Origin of the sequence: Pseudomonas batumici (genome assembly GCF_036585405.1) — a bacterium.
GTDB lineage: Bacteria > Pseudomonadota > Gammaproteobacteria > Pseudomonadales > Pseudomonadaceae > Aquipseudomonas > Aquipseudomonas batumici.
This window is the reverse complement of sequence record NZ_CP144470.1, coordinates 1,209,078-1,225,746: the sequence shown is the minus strand read 5'-3', so window position 1 is coordinate 1,225,746 and position 16,669 is coordinate 1,209,078. Positions and strand designations below refer to the sequence as shown.

Here is a 16,669-nt window from a genome sequence, read left to right as displayed (position 1 = left end):
GGCGTATTGCTCAAGGAGGAGTTCAGTCATGCGTTCATTGAAAATCATTCTGCTGGCATCGGCGTTCAACGGCTTGACCCAGCGTGCCTGGTTGGAGCTGCGCGAAGCGGGGCATGTGCCGAGCGTGGTGCTGTTCAGCGATGCCGAGGCGGTCTGCCAGCAGATCGAGGACAGCCCGGCGGCCCTGGTGATCTGCCCGTTCCTCAAGGACCGCGTGCCGGCCCGGTTGTGGCAGGACACCCGGCGTCCGGTGGTGATCATTCATCCGGGGATTGTCGGTGATCGCGGGGCCAGTGCGCTGGACTGGGCGATTACCCGGCAGGTGTCCGTCTGGGGCGTGACCGCCTTGCAGGCCGCCGAGGAAATGGACAGCGGGGCGATCTGGGCCAGCCACGAATTCGAGATGCCGACGAGCATTCGCAAGTCCGAGCTCTACAACGGTCCGGTGGCCGATGCGGCCATGGCCTGCATCCACGAGGTGGTCGCCCGGTTCGGCAGCGACTTTGTGCCCCAGCCCCTGGATTACTCGTTGCCGCAGGTCCGGGGCCGCCTGCAACCGAACATGAAACAGAGTGACCGCGGCTTCAGCTGGGAGGACGACGCCGAGCTGATCCAGCGACGTATCGACGCCGCCGACGGCCAGCCCGGTGTGCTGGCCGAACTGCTGGGCGAACCGTACTACCTCTATGACGCCCATCTCGACAATCGCCGTGGAACGCCGGGCCAACTGCTGGCGGTGCATGACGATGCGGTGCTGGTGGCGACGGGAGACCGCAGCCTGTGGATCGGCTCATTGCGTTGCAAGCCCCGGCCAGGGGAGGAGACCTTCAAGCGTCCGGCGCGCCATGTGCTGGCCGGTCGACTCGACAAGGTGCCGACCTTGAACTGGTCCGTCGCCAGTCAGCCGTATTGCAAGGAGCTCTACCAACCGATCCGTTATCGCGAGTTGGGTGGCGTGGGCGAGCTGACGTTCGAGTTCTACAACGGCGCCATGAGCACCGAGCAATGCCGACGCCTGGTCAGCGCGCTGCGCTGGGCCAAGGCGCAGGACACCGAGGTGCTGTTGTTCCGGGGCGGGCGTGGCAGTTTCTCCAATGGCGTGCACCTCAACGTGATCCAGGCGGCGAAGGTGCCCGGGCTTGAGGCCTGGGCCAATATTCGCGCGATCAACGACGTTTGCCGCGAGCTGTTGACCGCCCGCCAACTGGTGGTCAGTGGCCTGACCGGCAGCGCCGGTGCCGGTGGGGTGATGCTGGCGTTGGCGGCCGACGGGGTGTTCGCCCGCGGCGGGGTGGTGCTCAACCCGCACTACAAGAGCATGGGCCTCTATGGCTCCGAATACTGGACCTACAGCCTGCCCCGTGCGGTCGGCTACGAGCGCGCGCTGCAACTCAGCGAGGAATGCCTGCCAATCAGTGTCGTCGAGGCGCGGGAGATGGGGTTGGTCCAGGATGTCGGTCCGCGTTGCCCGCAGGCCTTTGGCGCCTGGTTGATGGCCCAGGCGCAGCGCGTGGCCCACGACCCGCTGCATGCGGCGATACGTGAGCGCCGGCGCACCCGGGATGTGGCGGACATGGAGCGCTGCCGCGACGAGGAACTGGCCCAGATGCAACTGGATATGGTCCAGGACCGCAACCGCTTTTCTGAAAAGTGCCGGCACTTTGTGCTCAAGCACCCTGTCTGCGGGACACCTCGGCGACTGGTGGCGCCCTGGGCGAACAGCGCCGAGGTGGTCAGCGGCTAGCTGGCGATCTGCCGGCCCAGCACATGGGCATGACCGAGGGCCGAGACCAGGACCTCGCTGCCGACCCGCGGGGCCTGCATGCCGGAACTGCGCACCAGCAATGAACGCTTCTGGCCGTCGGCGGCCTGCGCCTTGAGTTCCACCGTCAGGGTGCAGGTGTTGCCGCCGAAGTCGCATTCGGTGACCACCGCCGGGCTGCCTTGGCCGTCCGCTTGCCCCGGCATGCGGGTCGCAACTTGCAACTGCTCGGGGCGCAGCATGATCTGTGCCGGCCCGTGGCGGCCCTCGTCGTTGACCGCCAACTGACCCAGGTCGCAGCGCGCCCAGCCGTTTTCGACCTGGGCGGGCAGGATCACCGCATCGCCGAGGAACAGCGCGGTGTCTTCGTCATCCGGCCGCAGGTACAGGTCCATCGGGTGTCCGGCCTGGACCAGCCGGCCCTTGCGCATCACCGCCAACTGGTCGGCAAAGGACAGGGCTTCGGCCTGGTCATGGGTGACCAGGATGGTGGTCACCCCGGCCTCGGACAGCAACCGCGCGACCATCTTGCGCATCGACGCCCGCAGCCCGGTGTCGAGGGCCGAGAACGGTTCGTCCAGCAGCATCAGCCGTGGGCGTTGCGCCAGGGCGCGGGCCAGTGCCACCCGTTGCTGCTGACCACCGGACAACTCATGGGGCCAGCGTTTGCCCATCTGCGGCTCCAGGGCCACGCTGTCCATTAACTCGGCGACCCGTTGTTGCCGGGTGGCCTTGTCGGCGATCCCGAAAGCGATGTTATCGGCCACCGTCATATGCGGAAACAGCGCGCCGTCCTGCGGCACGTAGCCGATCAGGCGCTGGTGCGCCGGGACCTGGGTCGTGGCATCCACCAGTGGCTGGCCGTTGAGGGTGATGCGGCCGGCGTCGGGAAATTCGAAACCGGCGATCATCCGCAGCAGGGTGGTCTTGCCCGAGCCGGAAGGCCCGACGATGGCGGTGCGGCTGCCGGTTGCAATCGACAGGTGGATGTTTTCCAGGGCCGCTTGCGAACCGAAGGACTTGTACAGCGCATGGATTTCAAGAGCGTTCATCGGCCAGCCGTGCGTTTGGATTGATGATAGAGAAGCCCGGTCAGCGGCAGCGACAGCAGGATCATGAGCAGCGCATAGGGCGCGGCACCGGCATAGTCGATTTCGCTGGTCAGCGCCCAGAAACCGGTCGCCAGGGTGCGGGTGCCGTTGGGCGCGAGCAGCAGGGTGGCGGTCAGTTCGTTGGTAATGGCCAGGAACACCAGCGCCGCGCCGGCGGCGGCTCCCGGCGCGGCGAGGCGCAGGGTGATCGACCAGAGGGCGCGGCCCGGTGAGCGGCCGAGGCTGCGGGCGATGTTTTCCAGCTCCACCGGCGCCTGGGCGATACCGGCGCGCAGGCTGACCAGGGCGCGGGGCATGAACATCAACAGGTAAGCCAGCAGGACGGTGATCGAGGTCTGGTAGATCGGTTGGGCGAAGTTGATGGTGACCGTGACCAGGGCCAGGGCGACGACGATGCCGGGCAGGGAACTGGTGATGTAGTTGCAGCTTTCCAGCAGGCGATGCAGGCGTCCGGGCGAGCGGATCGACAACCAGGCCACGGGCACGGCCGCGCAGGTGGTCAGCAGGGCGCCGGCGGCACCCAGCAGCAGCGTCTGTTCCAGGGCCGGCAGCAACTCGTCCAGCGGCCAGACTTCGCGGCCTCCGGCGATCAGCCAACTGCCCAGGGTGATCAACGGCACGCCGAGGGCGAGTGCGCTGCTGATGATCGGAATGCTCAGCGCCAGCACGGTGGTGCTGCGGCTGAGGCGGACCGTGCGTTGCTGCCGCGCGCTGCCGGAGCCGACGCGGGCATAGCGGGCCTTGCCGCGGGCAGCCGACTCGACGGTCAAAAGCGCCAGGCAGCACAGTGCCAGGATCCCGGCCAGGGTATGGGCTGCCGGGCCGCTGAAGGTGGATTTGAACTGGTCGAAGATCGCGGTGGTGAAGGTGTCGAAGCGGATCATCGCGTAGAGGCCGTATTCGGCCAGCAGGTGCAGGCCCACCAGCAAGGCGCCGCCGCAGATCGCCAGGCGCAGTTGCGGCAGCACAATGCGGAAAAACACCGCCCAGGGCTTGAGCCCCAGGGACTCGCCGACATCCTCGATGGCCGGGTCCAGGCGACGCAGGGTCGCGGCAATCGGCAGATAGAGAAACGGGAAGTAGGCGATCACCGAAACCAGCACCCCGGCGGACAACCCGTGGATCGACGGCACCAGGCTGACCCAGGCGTAGCTGTGGACGAACGCCGGCACGGCCAGGGGCGCGGTCGCCAGCAATGACCAAGTGCGCCGGCCGGGCAGGTCGCTGCGCTCGGTCAGCCAGGCCAGGGCCAGTCCCAGCGCCACGCACAGGGGAATGGTGATGACCATCAGCAACAGGGTGTTGGCCAGCAGCTCCGCCACCCGTGGGCGCCAGACCAGTGCTTCAAGGGTGGTCCAACCGGTTTGCCAGGTGGAAAGGATCACGAAGGCGATCGGCAGCAGCGCCAGCAGGGACACCAGCAGCGACAGCCCGATGATCCAGGCATTGCCCTGGCGCCCGAAGATTTTTCTGGATCGCAGACGCGAAAGCGCCGCAGGCGCGTGAGCGACTGCGGCGGGGTCCAGAGGAGAAATGGACTCTGGTATCAATTACAGGATTCCGGCTTGGGTCATCAGCTCCACCGCTTTCTTGCTGTCGAGTTTCGAGGCATCCACTTTAGGTGCGTCGAGATCCTTGAGTGGCACCAGTTTCGCATTGGAGTCGGCACCCACGCCAACGGCGTATTCGAACGATTTGCCGTCCTTGAGGACCGCCTGGCCGCCTTTGCCGGTGACCCACTTGAGGAATGCCTGGGCTTCTTCCTGGTGTTTGCTGGACTTCAGTACACCACCGCCGGAGAGGCTGACGAAGGCGCCCGGGTCCTGGTGCTTGAAGTAGTGCAGCGAAGTGTTCTTGCTGTTTTCGCCGGTCTTGGCCTGGTCGCCGAAGCTGTAGTAGTGGTAGATCACGCCGCTTTCGACTTGACCGGCATTGACCGCCTTGAGCACCGCGCTGTTGCCGCGATAGATAGTGGCGTTGGTTTTCATGGCCTTGAGCCAGTCCAGGGTCGCGGCTTCGCCTTTCAGTTCCAGTACGCCAGCGACGATGGCCTGGAAGTCGGCACCGGCCGGCGAAGCGGCCCAGCGGCCTTTCCACTCAGGGGAAGCGAGGTCGAGCAGGGACTTGGGCAGTTGGGCTTCGGTCAGCTTGCTCTTGTTGTAGACGAATACGGTGGAGCGTGCGGCGATGCCGACCCAGTTGCCGTGGGCCGGACGGTAGGCGGCGCCGACCTGTTCCAGGGTGGTCGGTGCCACCGGGGCGAACAGCTTGGCATTGTCCACCAGGACCATGGCCGGGGAGTTTTCGGTCAGGAACACGTCCGCTGGAGACTTGTCGCCTTCCTGGACGATCTGGTTGCCCATCTCGGTGTCGTCGCCGTTACGCAGGGTGACCTTGATCCCGGTTTCCTTGGTGAAGCCTTCGACCCAGGCCTTGGTCAGGCTTTCGTGCTGGGCGTTGTAGACCACGATACCGTCGGCGCTCGGGGCGGCGTAGGCATGCCCGGCGTTCAGCAGGGCGGTGGCTACCAGGGCGGTTTTCAGAAACGAAGGAAGACGGGAAATCATTGCGTGGGTAGCTCCTGCGGTCTTTTGGTATTCGAGTTGGCTGGTGTTTTCCGGTGCCTGTGTGCCAGTGCCGCCGGTCCAGTTAAACAATAGGAATCATTCGCATGCTTTGTCTGGGCGGCAATGTAGTGGGTGAAATGTGAAAATAATGTGAAATTGATCGTTAATGTATGTCATTCGTATTTTGATTAGAGCCGACGCGGGCGATTCTGCCATGAATGTCGGGTCATCGGGGGGCTTGTCGAGGCAGGGCCTGTTTTATCGGGCGAAGCGGATCACCAGGCGGGCGAAGAACGCGCCGGTGAAGATCACCGCCAGCAGCCGCAAGGTCTGCATGGCCAGAACCAGGCCGACATCGGAGTGGGTGTCGACTGCGATGATCGCCATGGTGTCGAGTCCGCCGGGGCTGGTGGCCAGGTAGACCGAGAGGAAGTCCTGGCCGAGCAGTTTGGCCAGGACCCAGGCCGAGGCGGCGCACAGGCTGATCAGGCTGACGGCGCCGAGGATCATCGTCGGCAGGCGTTTCCAGACATAGAGCACGGTCGGGCGGTCGAAGCGCAGGCCGACGTAGCAGCCGATGGCGCCATAGGCGATCGCCAGCAGCCAGGCGGGCAGGGTGATGTGCAGCACGCCGGCGAGTTGCAGGCCGCCGCCGAGCAACAGCGGCACCAGCAAGGCGCCCGCCGGTATGCGCGCACCGAGCACCACGCCGAGCACCGCGGTGGCCAGGGTCAGCCCGAGGTTGAGCAGGCTGAGGCCGTGCTGTGTCGCACCCGTGGCATGTAACTCGCCACCGTTGGCCGGGGCTTCGAGCAGATGGCTGACCAGCGCGCCGATCACCACCACGCACACCACCCGTACATATTGCATGGTCGCCACCACCCGGGCGTCGGCACCGAAATCGTCGGCCATCGAGACCATGGCCGACGCCGCGCCCGGCGATGTGCCCCAGGCCGCGGTGCTGGGATGGAGCCCGCCAAAGCGCACCATCGCCAGGCCCACCAGGGAGCTGAGGCCGATGGTCAGCAGCGTGGCGACCAGCATCAGGTGCCAGGACTCGGTCATCGAGGTCAGCACCGCCAGGGTCATCGAGTGCGCGGCCAGCAGGCCGATGCAGCCCTGGCTCAGGCGGAAGGCTTCCTTGTGCAGGCGGATGCGGGCGCCGCCGACCCCGAAGGCGATCGCCACCAGCATCGGGCCGATGAATTGCCCGGCGGGCAGTTCGGCGTGCTTGAGCAACTGCCCGCTGCCGCCGGCCAGCAACAGCAGGGCCAGCCATTGCAATGGGCGGGGCCAGGTGGTCAGGGAAAACCGTGATGATGCGGACAAGGACACTCTCCAAAGCGCTGTACGCGCCTGTTGCAGGGCGTTGAAAGCGGCGCGATGGGCAAATTATTGATAGCGCGATTGATCAAGTCCAGTTTCTAATTGTGATGAAACGATAACTTTGGTTGATCAATATGGACCTGCGGGATCTCACCTATTTCGAAACCATCGCCGAGCTCGGTCATCTGGGTCGTGCGGCGCAGAAACTCAATCGCAGCCAGCCGGCGCTGACCAAGAGCATCCAGCGGCTGGAGGCGTCGTTCGGGACCAAGCTGTTCGAGCGCGAGGGCCGGCGGATCAAGCTGACGCCGGTCGGCGAGTTGTTGCAGCAGCGCGGTCGGCAGTTGCAGCAGAGCATTGCCGAGACCCACCGTGAAGTCCGCGACTTCGCCAGTGGGGTGCTGGGCAATATCCGCCTGGGTTGTGCGGCGAGCATGGCCGAGTACCTGCTGCCGCAGTTGACTGCGGCCTTGCTGGAGCGGGCACCGGAGATCACCTTGAACCTGGCGATCGGCCAGGACGACATGTTGCGCGAGTCCCTGCGTTCCGGGCGACTGGACATGGTGATCTGCCCGCTGTTCGACGATGATCCGCAGTTGCTCTGCCATCCCTTGTTCGATGACGAGGCGGTGGTGGTTGCCAGCCGCAATCACCCGATCTTCGACGCACCGATTCGCCTGAGCGAACTGGGGCGCTATCGCTGGGTACTGCCGGCGACCGGGGTGTCGTCCCGGCGCTGGATTGACAACGTGTTCCTCGCCCATGAGCTGCCGCTGCCCTCGGTGCAGATCGAGACCAACACGATTTCCCTGCTGCCGCGCCTGATCGGCCAGACCCGCTTGCTGAGCTTTCTGGCGAGGGAAACGCTGGAGGACGTCAAGGGCGCCACGCACCTGCGCGAAGTGCGGCTCAAGGAAACCACCATGAAGCGCACCCTGGTGGTTTCCGTACGGGCCGGCGGCTATTTGTCCCCGGCGGCGCAGACCATGCTCGACCTGCTCAAGCGCGATGGCCGGGCGTTTTTCAGCGAGCGCTGAGCCTGTCGAGCGGATTCACAACGGTCGTACCGGAATGCACAGGTCGCAATCGAGGGTACCGGCCACCGGGTCGTAATGGGCGTCTTTCGGATAGCGTTCGAAGGGCGGCCCACTGCCGAACTGCATCCCGCTGCGGGGCAGCCAGTCACCGCACAGTTCGGTCCAGGCATCCGGGAAATCGCGGGTGTGGCCGCTGAAACGGGCGACCGCATAACGTCCGCCCGGCATCGTGGTCACTGTGGCTTCGCCGCTGCCGGTGAAATCCTCCGGCACCTGCACGCAGGCGTCATAACGGCATTTCGCTGCCGGGGTGATCTGCGGGTCGTCGAGGCCGATGCCGAAACGCACTTCGCCCATCAGGCCGTTGCGCTCCATCCAGGGCGCGAATACTTCGCGCCAGAAGGTGCCGATACCCGGGCCATAGGGGCCGGTGTAACGCATATAGGCGATACGGGTCGGCGGGATATCTTCAAGGGTGACGTCCATCGTCATGTCCTCTGGGGTTTGAGAGCCCTCATGGTCGGACAGGAGCAGGGCGCTTGCCTGATCAGGATTGCGAAATGACCTCAAGCGCCGTTCACGGATGTCGTTCAGGCGCTGCTCCCAGCGTGCCGGTTCGAGATGGCGCCAGGCGCTGGGGGTGACCTCGAAGTGCTGCTTGAACGCCCGGGAAAAGGCTTCGCCGGAACCGAAGCCGACCTCCAGCGCGATCTCCAGCACCGTCGCCTCGGGACGCTCGGCCAGTTGCAGGGCGGCACAGCCGAGCCGGCGGCGACGCAGGTAGTCGCCCAGGGTTTCGCCGACCCAGGCGCTGAACAGACGATGGAAGTGGAAGGGTGAGAAGTGTGCGATGGCCGCCAGCTCGGCCAATTCCAGCGGTTGGTCCAGGTGCCGGTCGATGTACTCGAGCACCCGGTTCATGCGCCGGGTGTATTCCAGCAGGCTCTGGTAGGCGACGCTCATTGCCCCTCAACTCCCGCCTTCGGTACGCCCGCTGCTGACCTCCGCCGGTACATCGTCGCCGGCCATGCGCTTGCGGAACAGCCCGGTGCGCGCCAGCAGCAGGGTGGTTACCGGTACGGTGATCGACAGCAGGATCGGGATCAGCCAGGCGTGCAGCACCGGCTCCGACTTGAGCGCCGAAAAATACAGGATCGAGGCCAGCGCCACGCACCAGGCGCCGAGGGTCGAGGCCAGCGCCGGTGGGTGCATGCGCTGGAAGAAGTCCTTCATGCGCAACAGGCCGATGGCGCCGCACAGGGCGAGCAGGCTGGCGGCCACCAGCAACAGGGCCACCGGGATTTCGATCCACAGCGATAACGCATTCATTCGATCACCTCGCCGCGCAGGAGGAATTTGGCCAGGGCAAAGGAGCCGACGAAGCCGAACAGGGCAATCAGCAGCGCCGCTTCGAAATAGGTGTCGCTGGCGTAGCGGATGCCCAGCACCAGCATCATCAGCATGGCAATCAGGTAAAGGTAGTCCAGGGCCAGGACCCGGTCCTGGGCCGAGGGGCCCTTGAACAGCCGGACCACGGTCAGCACCAGCGCCAGGCTGAAGATGAACAGGCTCAGCAGGATCGCGTTGGCGAGCAGTGCGCTCATTCGAAGATCTCCATCAGGGGGCGTTCGTAGGTCGCCTTGAAGTGCTGGATAAACGGCGCTTCCTCGTCCAGGTCGAACACGTGCAGCAACAGGATGCTGCGGTCCAGCGCCAGTTCCGACCAGACGGTACCGGGAATCACCGTGCAGATCATTGACAGCGCGGCCAGGCCGTTGGCGTCGCGCAGGTCCAGCGGCACCTTGACGAAGGCCGAGCGCGGCGCGCGGCGTCCGGCATTCAGCACGCCCCAGGCGACGGCGAGATTGGACAGCACCACGTCGGCCCCGACCCGCAGCAGCAGGCGCAGGATCACCCCGGGGCGACGGATGCGGATCGGCCGTGGGCGCAAGGGCGCCATCATCACCGGGGCGAAGAACCCGAGGGCCGCCCCCAACAGCAGGTTGCCGGGGCTGACCGAGAGGTTCAGCACCAGCCACAATAGCCAGAGCGCCAGGGACAGCCAAGGCGCGGGGAACAGGCGCTTCATGGCTGCACCTCCACGGCGGCGGACGGATTCGGCACCGGGCGGGTGGCCTGCACCGCGCTGATGTAGCGCCCGGGGCTGTCGAGGGAGTCGGCCGCGGCCTGGGTGTAGCGCAGCAGCGGCTCGGCCTTGACCGTCAGCAGGATGCACAGGCCCAGCAAGGCGACGATGGGCAGGCATTCCAGACGTCGCAGCACCGGCGAAGGGCGCTCCTGGGGTGTCCAGAAGCGCGAGATGCCCATGCGCGAGAAGGCCAGCAGCGAGGCGAGTCCGGACAGCACCAGCAGAGCCAGCAGGGCCCAGGCCGCCGGGGCGATCGGGGCGTCGATGCCCAGTCCCCGTGGATTGAGCAGGGCGCTGAGCAGGGTCAGCTTGCCGATGAAACCGGACAGTGGCGGCATGCCGATGATCAGCAGGGCACAGGCGATGAAACTCAGGCCGAGGAAGGCCATGGTCCAGGGGATGACCTGGCCGACCAAGGCCTTCTGTTCATCGTCGAGGTTGGTGCCGGGGCGCGGCTGCAAGGACTCCGGCGAGCGTGGCAGCGGGTAGATGTCCTCCTCCAGTGGCAGTTCGCTGGCCGAGCGCGAGCGTTCGATCAGTTCGGCCAGCAGGAACAGCGCGCTCAAGGCCAGGGTCGAGCTGACCAGGTAGAACAGCGCGCCGGCGGTGAGGTTCGGCTGGGCGAAACCGATGGCCGAGAGCAGGATCCCGGCCGAGACCAGGATACTCAGGCTGGCCATGCGCTCCAGGCGCCGGGCGGCGAGGATCGCCACGGCGGCGCAGGCGATGGTCGCCATGCCGCCGTAGATCAGCCAGTCGCCACCGAAACGCGCCGAAGCGCCGGCCTCACCGGAGAACAGCAGGGTCCACAGGCGCAGCAGGGTGTAGACCCCGACCTTGGTCATGATCGCGAACATCGCCGCCACCGGGGCGCTGGCCGAGGAGTAGGCGGGCACCAGCCAGAAGTTCAGCGGCCACATCCCGGCCTTGGCCAGGAAAGCCACCGCGAGAATCGCCGCACCGGCATGCAGCAGGCCGCGATCGGCTTCCGGCACCAGCGGGATCTTCAGGGCCAGGTCGGCCATGTTCAGGGTGCCGGTGACGCCATAGATCAGCGCCGCGCCGATCAGGAACAGCGACGAGGCCAGCAGGTTGATCGCGATGTAGTGCAGCCCCGCCGACACCCGCGGGCGCCCCGAACCGTGCAGGACCAGGCCATAGGAAGCGGCCAGCAGGACCTCGAAGAACACGAACAGGTTGAACAGGTCGGCGGTCAGGAAGGCGCCGTACAGGCCCATCAACTGGATCTGGAACAGCGCGTGGAAGCTGGCACCGGCGCGGTCCCAGCGGGCCATGGCGAACAGCAGCGCGCTGACGCCGATGATGCCGGTCAGCACCAGCATCAGCGCCGAAAGGCGGTCGACCACCAGCACGATGCCGAACGGCACCTGCCAGTTGCTTGGCAGGTAGACGCCGATGGAGCCGGTTTCACCCGACTGGGTGAAGAGCAGCAACAGCACCGAGATGCCCAGGCCGATCAGGCTCGACACCAGGTTGATACGGGCCTTGAGTGGCCGGTGTTTCTCGCCGAGCATCAGCATCAGCGCCGCCGTGAGCAGCGGCAGCAGGATCGGGGCGATGATCAGGTGCGACATCGGGTTCATTCCTTGGGCTCCCGGCCATCGACATGGTCGGTGCCGGTCAGGCCCCGCGAGGCCAGCAGCACTACCAGGAACAGCGCGGTCATGGCGAAGCTGATGACGATGGCCGTAAGCACCAGGGCCTGGGGCAAGGGGTCGGTGTAGTGAAGCAGATCCTGGGGCACGCCGTCCTTGATGATCGGCTCGTTGCCGATGAACAGGCTGCCCATGCTGAAGATGAACAGGTTGACCCCGTAGGACAGCAGGCACAGGCCCATCACCACCTGGAAGGTCCGTGGACGCAGTACCAGCCAGACGCCGGAGGCCGCGAGCACGCCGATGGCAATTGCAATGACTTCTTCCATCAGGCGGCTCCTGGCTTGGCTTGGGCGGTGAGTGGCTGGCTCGGCCGATGGGCACGGACCGACTGGTGCGCGAGGGCGGTGAGGATCAGCAGGGTCGAGCCGACCACCACCGCGTACACGCCGATATCGAAGAACAGCGCACTGGCGACATGGATATCCCCCAGCAGCGGCAGGTGCAGGTGGGCGGTGTGGGTGGTCAGGAACGGATAGCCGAAGGCCATCGCCCCGAGGCCGGTGACCGTGGCGAACAGCAGGCCGGTGCCCATCCAGCGCAACGGCCGCAGGCTCATCTGCGCTTCGACCCACTGGGTACCGGCGACCATGTATTGCAGGATAAAGGCCACCGACATCACCAGGCCGGCGACAAAGCCGCCGCCCGGTTCGTTGTGGCCGCGCATGAACAGGTACATCGAGACCACGAAGGCGATCGGCAGCAGCAGGCGCACCAGCACCGCCGGCACCATCATGAAGCCCAGGGCGGTGTCGCTGGCGCTGCGCGGGTTGACCAGGTCGGTGACCACGTCCGGCGCCAGCAGGCGCTGCTGGTTGGGCAGTTCGAGGCTTTCCTTCGGCGGGCGGAAGCGTCGCAGCAGGGCGAACACGGTGAGGGCGGTGGCCACCAGCACGGTGATCTCACCAAGGGTGTCGAAGCCGCGGAAGTCCACCAGCATCACGTTCACCACGTTGCTGCCGCCGCCCCGGGCAGGGCGTGGCTCAGGTAGAACGAGGAGATATGGTTGGGCGTCTGGCGGGTCAGCATGGCATAGGACAGCAGCGCCATGCCGCCGCCCACGCCCACCGACAGCAGCAGGTCGCGCAGGCGGCGGATGCGCGCCTTGGGCAGGCTGCTGGGCAACGGCGAGACGTCTTCGATACGCCTTGGCAGCCAGCGCAGGCCCAGCAGGATCAGCACCGTGGTCACCACTTCCACCACCAGTTGGGTCAGGGCCAGGTCCGGTGCGGAGAACCAGACAAAGGTGATGCAGGTCATCAGGCCGCAGACGCCGACCATGATCAGGGCCGCCAGCCGGTGGTACTTGGCTTGCCAGGCGGCGCCCAGGGCGCAGGCGATTGCCAGCAGCCAGAGGGTGACGAAGACGATGGAGCCGGGGATCTTCGGCCGGTCGCCCCAGGACAGGCTGCCGTGCAGCATCGGGATCAGGCCGGCGACCACCGCCGCCAGCACCAGCAGGAACAACTGGGTTTGCAGGCGCTGGGTACTGACCCGGCGCTCGATGCGCCGGGCGTAGCGCATGACGATCACCAGGCTGTGTTCGAACAGACGCTTGCCGTTGAGGCGGCCGATCAGCGGCGGGCGGTTGAAACGGCCACGCTTGAGCTGATTGCGCAGCAGCAGATGGAGCAGCACGCCGGCGGACAGGGCGATCAGGCTCATGATCATCGGTGCGTTCAGGCCGTGCCAGATCGCCAGGCTGTATTCCGGCAAGGTCCCGCCAACCACCGGCAGCGCCGCGGCGGCGAGGATCGCGCCGACCACCTGGGCTGGGAAGATCCCCACCAACAGGCAGGCGAATACCAGCAGTTCCACCGGTGCGCGCATCCAGCGCGGTGGCTCGTGGGGCGTGTGGGGCAGGTCGGTGGCCTTGGGGCCGAAGAACACATCGACGGTAAAGCGCAGCGAGTAGGCGACGCTGAAGGTGCCGGCGACGGTGGCGATCACCGGCAGCGCGGCTTCGACCCAGGCCGTGGAGTTGATGAATACCGTTTCGGCGAAGAACATTTCCTTGGACAGGAAGCCGTTGAGCAGTGGCACCCCGGCCATGGCGGCGCTGGCGACCATTGCCAGGGTGGCGGTGAACGGAATCAGCTTGACCAGGCCGCTGAGCTTGCGGATATCGCGGGTACCGCTTTCGTGGTCGATGATGCCGGCGGCCATGAACAGCGAGGCCTTGAAGGTGGCATGGTTGAGGATATGGAACACCGCGGCCACGGCGGCCAGCGGACTGTTCAGGCCCAGCAGCAGGGTGATCAGGCCCAGGTGGCTGATGGTGGAGTAGGCCAGCAGGCCCTTGAGGTCGTTCTGGAACATGGCGCAGTAGGCGCCGAGCATCAGGGTCGCGGCGCCGGCGCCGCTGACGATCCAGAACCATTCATCGCTGCCGGAGAGCGACGGCCACAGCCGCGCCAGGAGAAACACCCCGGCCTTGACCATGGTCGCCGAGTGCAGGTAGGCCGAGACCGGTGTCGGCGCGGCCATGGCGTGGGGCAGCCAGAAGTGGAAGGGGAACTGCGCGCTCTTGCTCAGGGCGCCGATCAGGATCAGCGGCAGCAGGACCGGATACAGGGCGTGGGCGCGGATCCGCTCGCCCGCCGCCAGCACGCTGTCCAGGTCATAGCTGCCGACCACATGGCCGAGGATCAGCACCCCTGCCAGCAGGCACAGGCCGCCGGCCCCGGTCACCGTCAGCGCCATATAGGCGCCGCGGCGGGCGTCGCTGCGGTGATGCCAGTAGCCGATCAGCAGGAAGGAGAACAGGCTGGTCAGTTCCCAGAAGAACACCATCTGGATCAGGTTGCCCGACAGCACCAGGCCGAGCATGGCGCCCATGAAGGCCAGGAAAAACGCGAAAAAGCGTGGCACCGGGTCTTCCGGCGACATGTAGTAGCGGGCGTACAGCGACACCAGCGTGCCGATGCCCAGCACCAGCATCGAGAACAGCCAGGCAAAGCCGTCCAGGCGCAGGACGAAGTTCAGGCCCAGGCTGGGCAGCCAGTTGACGCTCTCGTGAATCACGCCGCCGTGGGCGATCTGCGGGTAGAGCAGGGCCATCTGCAGGGTGCCGGCCAGGGCGATGACGCCGGCCAGGATGGATTCGCTATTGCGCGCGTTATGCGGCAGCACAGCCGCCAGACAGCTGCCGATAAAAGGCAGAAGCAGTAGAACTATCAGGGACATAGGCTTCTAATCTGCAGGAGTTTGCGAAGGATCATACGTGGCGCGCCGGGGATCACCAACCAAGAACCTGTGGCAGAATCCTACAAGGTAGGTGGTAAACGGCTGATGTGCCTGTTCGGAGTGGCGTGTCAGGGAGGGGATGTGTCGTCTGAGAGGGCGCCTTCGCGAGCAAGCTTGCTCGCGAAGAACGATAACGCGGTCTACGGGTTGTTCGGGTCCAGCGCCTCGGTTTCTACGTCGTCCTCTACCGGCTCGACATTTTTCCCCTTGGTCTTCAACTCACTGACGATCACCGCCGTCACGATCAACGCCGCCCCCAGCAGCGCGATCCCCGGCAGACGCTCGCCGGCCACGCGCCCGGCAATGCCCGCCCAGACCGGCTCCCCGGCATAGATCAAGGTCGCGCGGGTCGGCGACACACTCTTCTGCGCCCAGTTCATCGCCACCTGGATCGCCGCGCTGGCAGCGCCGAGGCCGACCGCACTGGCCACCAGCAGCCAGGAAAATTCCGGCAACGCCTCCTGGGTCGGGACGATCATCAGAAACGCCAGGATCGACGCCGTGCCCAACTGCACCACCGTCACCCGCCGTACATCGACCTTGCCGGCATAGTTGCTGATCAGGATGATCTCGGCGGCAATCGCAATGGCGCTGATCACCGTGACGATCTCCCCGGAGCTGAAGTTCAACTGCGCGCCATTGGGACCGGACAACAGCATCAAGCCGGTAAACGCCAGCATGATCCCGATACTCGGCATCAGCCCCGGGCGCTTGCCCAGCACCAGCCATTGCAGCAGCGGCACGAAGGGCACGTACAACGCGGTAATGAACGCCACCTGGCTGCTGGGAAGGCTTTGCAGGCCCACGGTCTGCAGCCCGTAGCCGAGCATGATCGCGGTGCCGATGAAGACCCCTGCCTTCACTTCGAAGGCGGTGATGTCACGCAGGCTGCGGGCCGAGAACAGGGCGACGATGGACGCCGCGGCGGCGAAACGCAGGCCGACGAAGAACATCGGGCCGCTGACGGTCATGGCGTTTTGCACCAGCAGGAAGGTGATGCCCCAGACCATGGTGATCAGGATCAGCACGCACTCGGCCTTGCTGAACCGCAGGGTCGAGGCAAACGAGGTATTGGAGTTCGCCGCAGTCATGGCCTTGCACACTCTCCAGGTGAGACGCACAATGCGCCGGAGGTGGGCAGTATACTGCGCAAACCAACCAAGTGAGCAATATAGTGCACAAAGAAAATTCGCAACGGGCTTCGGTGCTGCAGCATGTCAGCTTGAACGTGCGCCGCTTGCGTCATGAAGCTCAGCTGAGCCAGAGCGCATTGTCGGAGAAGTCCGGGGTCAGCCGGCGTATGCTGGTGGCGATCGAGGCGGGGGAAAAGAATGTCAGCCTGAGCACCCTGGACCGGGTCGCCGAGGCCCTGGACGTGGCCTTCAGCGACCTGATCCAGGCGCCGGACGCCCGCGACCCGAGTCGGATCAACGAGGTGGCCTGGGCCGGGGCGATTCCGGGGAGCAAGGCGGTGCTGCTGGCCAAGGCGGTGGCGAGCCGGGAAGTCGAACTCTGGGAGTGGCGCCTGGAACCGGGCGAGCGTTATGACTCGGAAGCGGACTGCGAGGGTTGGAGTGAACAGCTCTATGTCTTCGAAGGCTGCCTGACGGTGTTGCTGGGGGAGCAGCAACGGTCGCTCGCAGCGGGCGAGTTCTTCATGTTCCCCAGTAACCAGCCCCACAGTTATCGCAATGATGGCGAAAGCGCGGTGCGTTTTATTCGCAATGTGGTGCTGTAGGTGCAGTCGGTCGACGTTCGATCGCTTGCGATGAGGCCGGGAAGTCTTGCAGGCTT

Annotated in this window: 13 protein-coding genes and 2 pseudogenes; 3 read left to right on the top strand and 12 right to left on the bottom strand. The window is 65.6% G+C overall.

What is annotated here, in order from left to right; genetic code table 11:
* Positions 1-28: 28 nt before the first annotated feature.
* Entirely contained in the window at positions 29-1,744 is a 1,716-nt protein-coding gene (locus NUH87_RS05200; RefSeq protein ID WP_338525047.1) for a hydrogenase maturation protein, read from the top strand.
* On the opposite strand, the gene NUH87_RS05195 is transcribed toward NUH87_RS05200, so the two are convergent.
* The 4 genes from NUH87_RS05195 to NUH87_RS05180 all read right to left on the bottom strand — a co-directional run bounded on the left by NUH87_RS05195 (position 1,741) and on the right by NUH87_RS05180 (position 6,770).
* A complete protein-coding gene (locus tag NUH87_RS05195; protein ID WP_338525046.1) occupies positions 1,741-2,814 on the bottom strand; it encodes an ABC transporter ATP-binding protein in 1,074 nt (357 codons plus the stop codon). The two genes, NUH87_RS05200 and NUH87_RS05195, sit on opposite strands and share 4 nt — an antisense overlap.
* Positions 2,811-4,355, bottom strand: a complete 1,545-nt coding sequence (locus NUH87_RS05190; RefSeq protein ID WP_422393923.1) for an ABC transporter permease — start codon at positions 4,353-4,355, stop codon at positions 2,811-2,813. The genes NUH87_RS05195 and NUH87_RS05190 overlap by 4 nt, the downstream gene beginning before the upstream one ends.
* 69 nt (positions 4,356-4,424) lie before the next feature.
* On the bottom strand, positions 4,425-5,441 hold the full coding sequence (locus NUH87_RS05185; protein ID WP_338525045.1) for an iron ABC transporter substrate-binding protein: 1,017 nt from the start codon (positions 5,439-5,441) through the stop codon (positions 4,425-4,427).
* Positions 5,442-5,699: 258 nt separating this feature from the next.
* Positions 5,700-6,770 (bottom strand): AbrB family transcriptional regulator, encoded by a 1,071-nt coding sequence (locus NUH87_RS05180; RefSeq protein WP_338525044.1) that lies wholly within the window; start codon positions 6,768-6,770, stop codon positions 5,700-5,702.
* 131 nt (positions 6,771-6,901) lie between these two features.
* Between NUH87_RS05180 and NUH87_RS05175 the strand changes: the two genes are divergently transcribed.
* Entirely contained in the window at positions 6,902-7,804 is a 903-nt protein-coding gene (locus NUH87_RS05175) for a LysR family transcriptional regulator (RefSeq protein ID WP_338526730.1), read from the top strand.
* 15 nt (positions 7,805-7,819) lie between these two features.
* On the opposite strand, the gene NUH87_RS05170 is transcribed toward NUH87_RS05175, so the two are convergent.
* The 8 genes and pseudogenes from NUH87_RS05170 to NUH87_RS05135 form a co-directional block, all read right to left on the bottom strand.
* Entirely contained in the window at positions 7,820-8,767 is a 948-nt protein-coding gene (locus NUH87_RS05170) for an AraC family transcriptional regulator (protein ID WP_338525043.1), read from the bottom strand.
* 6 nt (positions 8,768-8,773) lie between these two features.
* Entirely contained in the window at positions 8,774-9,133 is a 360-nt protein-coding gene (locus tag NUH87_RS05165) for a Na+/H+ antiporter subunit G (protein ID WP_338525042.1), read from the bottom strand.
* Complete coding sequence (locus tag NUH87_RS05160) at positions 9,130-9,408, bottom strand: K+/H+ antiporter subunit F (protein ID WP_040066604.1); 279 nt, start codon at positions 9,406-9,408, stop codon at positions 9,130-9,132. The genes NUH87_RS05165 and NUH87_RS05160 overlap by 4 nt, the downstream gene beginning before the upstream one ends.
* The gene (locus NUH87_RS05155) at positions 9,405-9,893 is read right to left on the bottom strand and encodes a Na+/H+ antiporter subunit E (RefSeq protein WP_338525041.1); all 489 of its coding nucleotides are present in this window, start codon (positions 9,891-9,893) and stop codon (positions 9,405-9,407) included. The genes NUH87_RS05160 and NUH87_RS05155 overlap by 4 nt, the downstream gene beginning before the upstream one ends.
* Positions 9,890-11,557 (bottom strand): monovalent cation/H+ antiporter subunit D, encoded by a 1,668-nt coding sequence (locus NUH87_RS05150; protein ID WP_338525040.1) that lies wholly within the window; start codon positions 11,555-11,557, stop codon positions 9,890-9,892. The genes NUH87_RS05155 and NUH87_RS05150 overlap by 4 nt, the downstream gene beginning before the upstream one ends.
* Positions 11,554-11,898: a Na+/H+ antiporter subunit C gene (locus NUH87_RS05145; protein ID WP_040066597.1), complete on the bottom strand. Its 345-nt coding sequence runs from the start codon at positions 11,896-11,898 to the stop codon at positions 11,554-11,556. Before NUH87_RS05145 ends, NUH87_RS05150 begins: the two co-directional genes overlap by 4 nt.
* A pseudogene (locus tag NUH87_RS05140) lies at positions 11,898-14,815 on the bottom strand (monovalent cation/H+ antiporter subunit A). The gene NUH87_RS05145 and the pseudogene NUH87_RS05140 overlap by 1 nt, the downstream one beginning before the upstream one ends.
* A gap of 200 nt (positions 14,816-15,015) precedes the next feature.
* Positions 15,016-16,091, bottom strand: a pseudogene (locus NUH87_RS05135) (DMT family transporter).
* On the opposite strand from NUH87_RS05135, the gene NUH87_RS05130 reads away from it, so the two are divergent.
* Positions 16,050-16,613, top strand: coding sequence for an XRE family transcriptional regulator (locus NUH87_RS05130; RefSeq protein WP_338525038.1), 564 nt, complete (start codon positions 16,050-16,052; stop codon positions 16,611-16,613). The pseudogene NUH87_RS05135 and the gene NUH87_RS05130 sit on opposite strands and share 42 nt — an antisense overlap.
* The last annotated feature ends 56 nt before the right edge of the window (positions 16,614-16,669 follow it).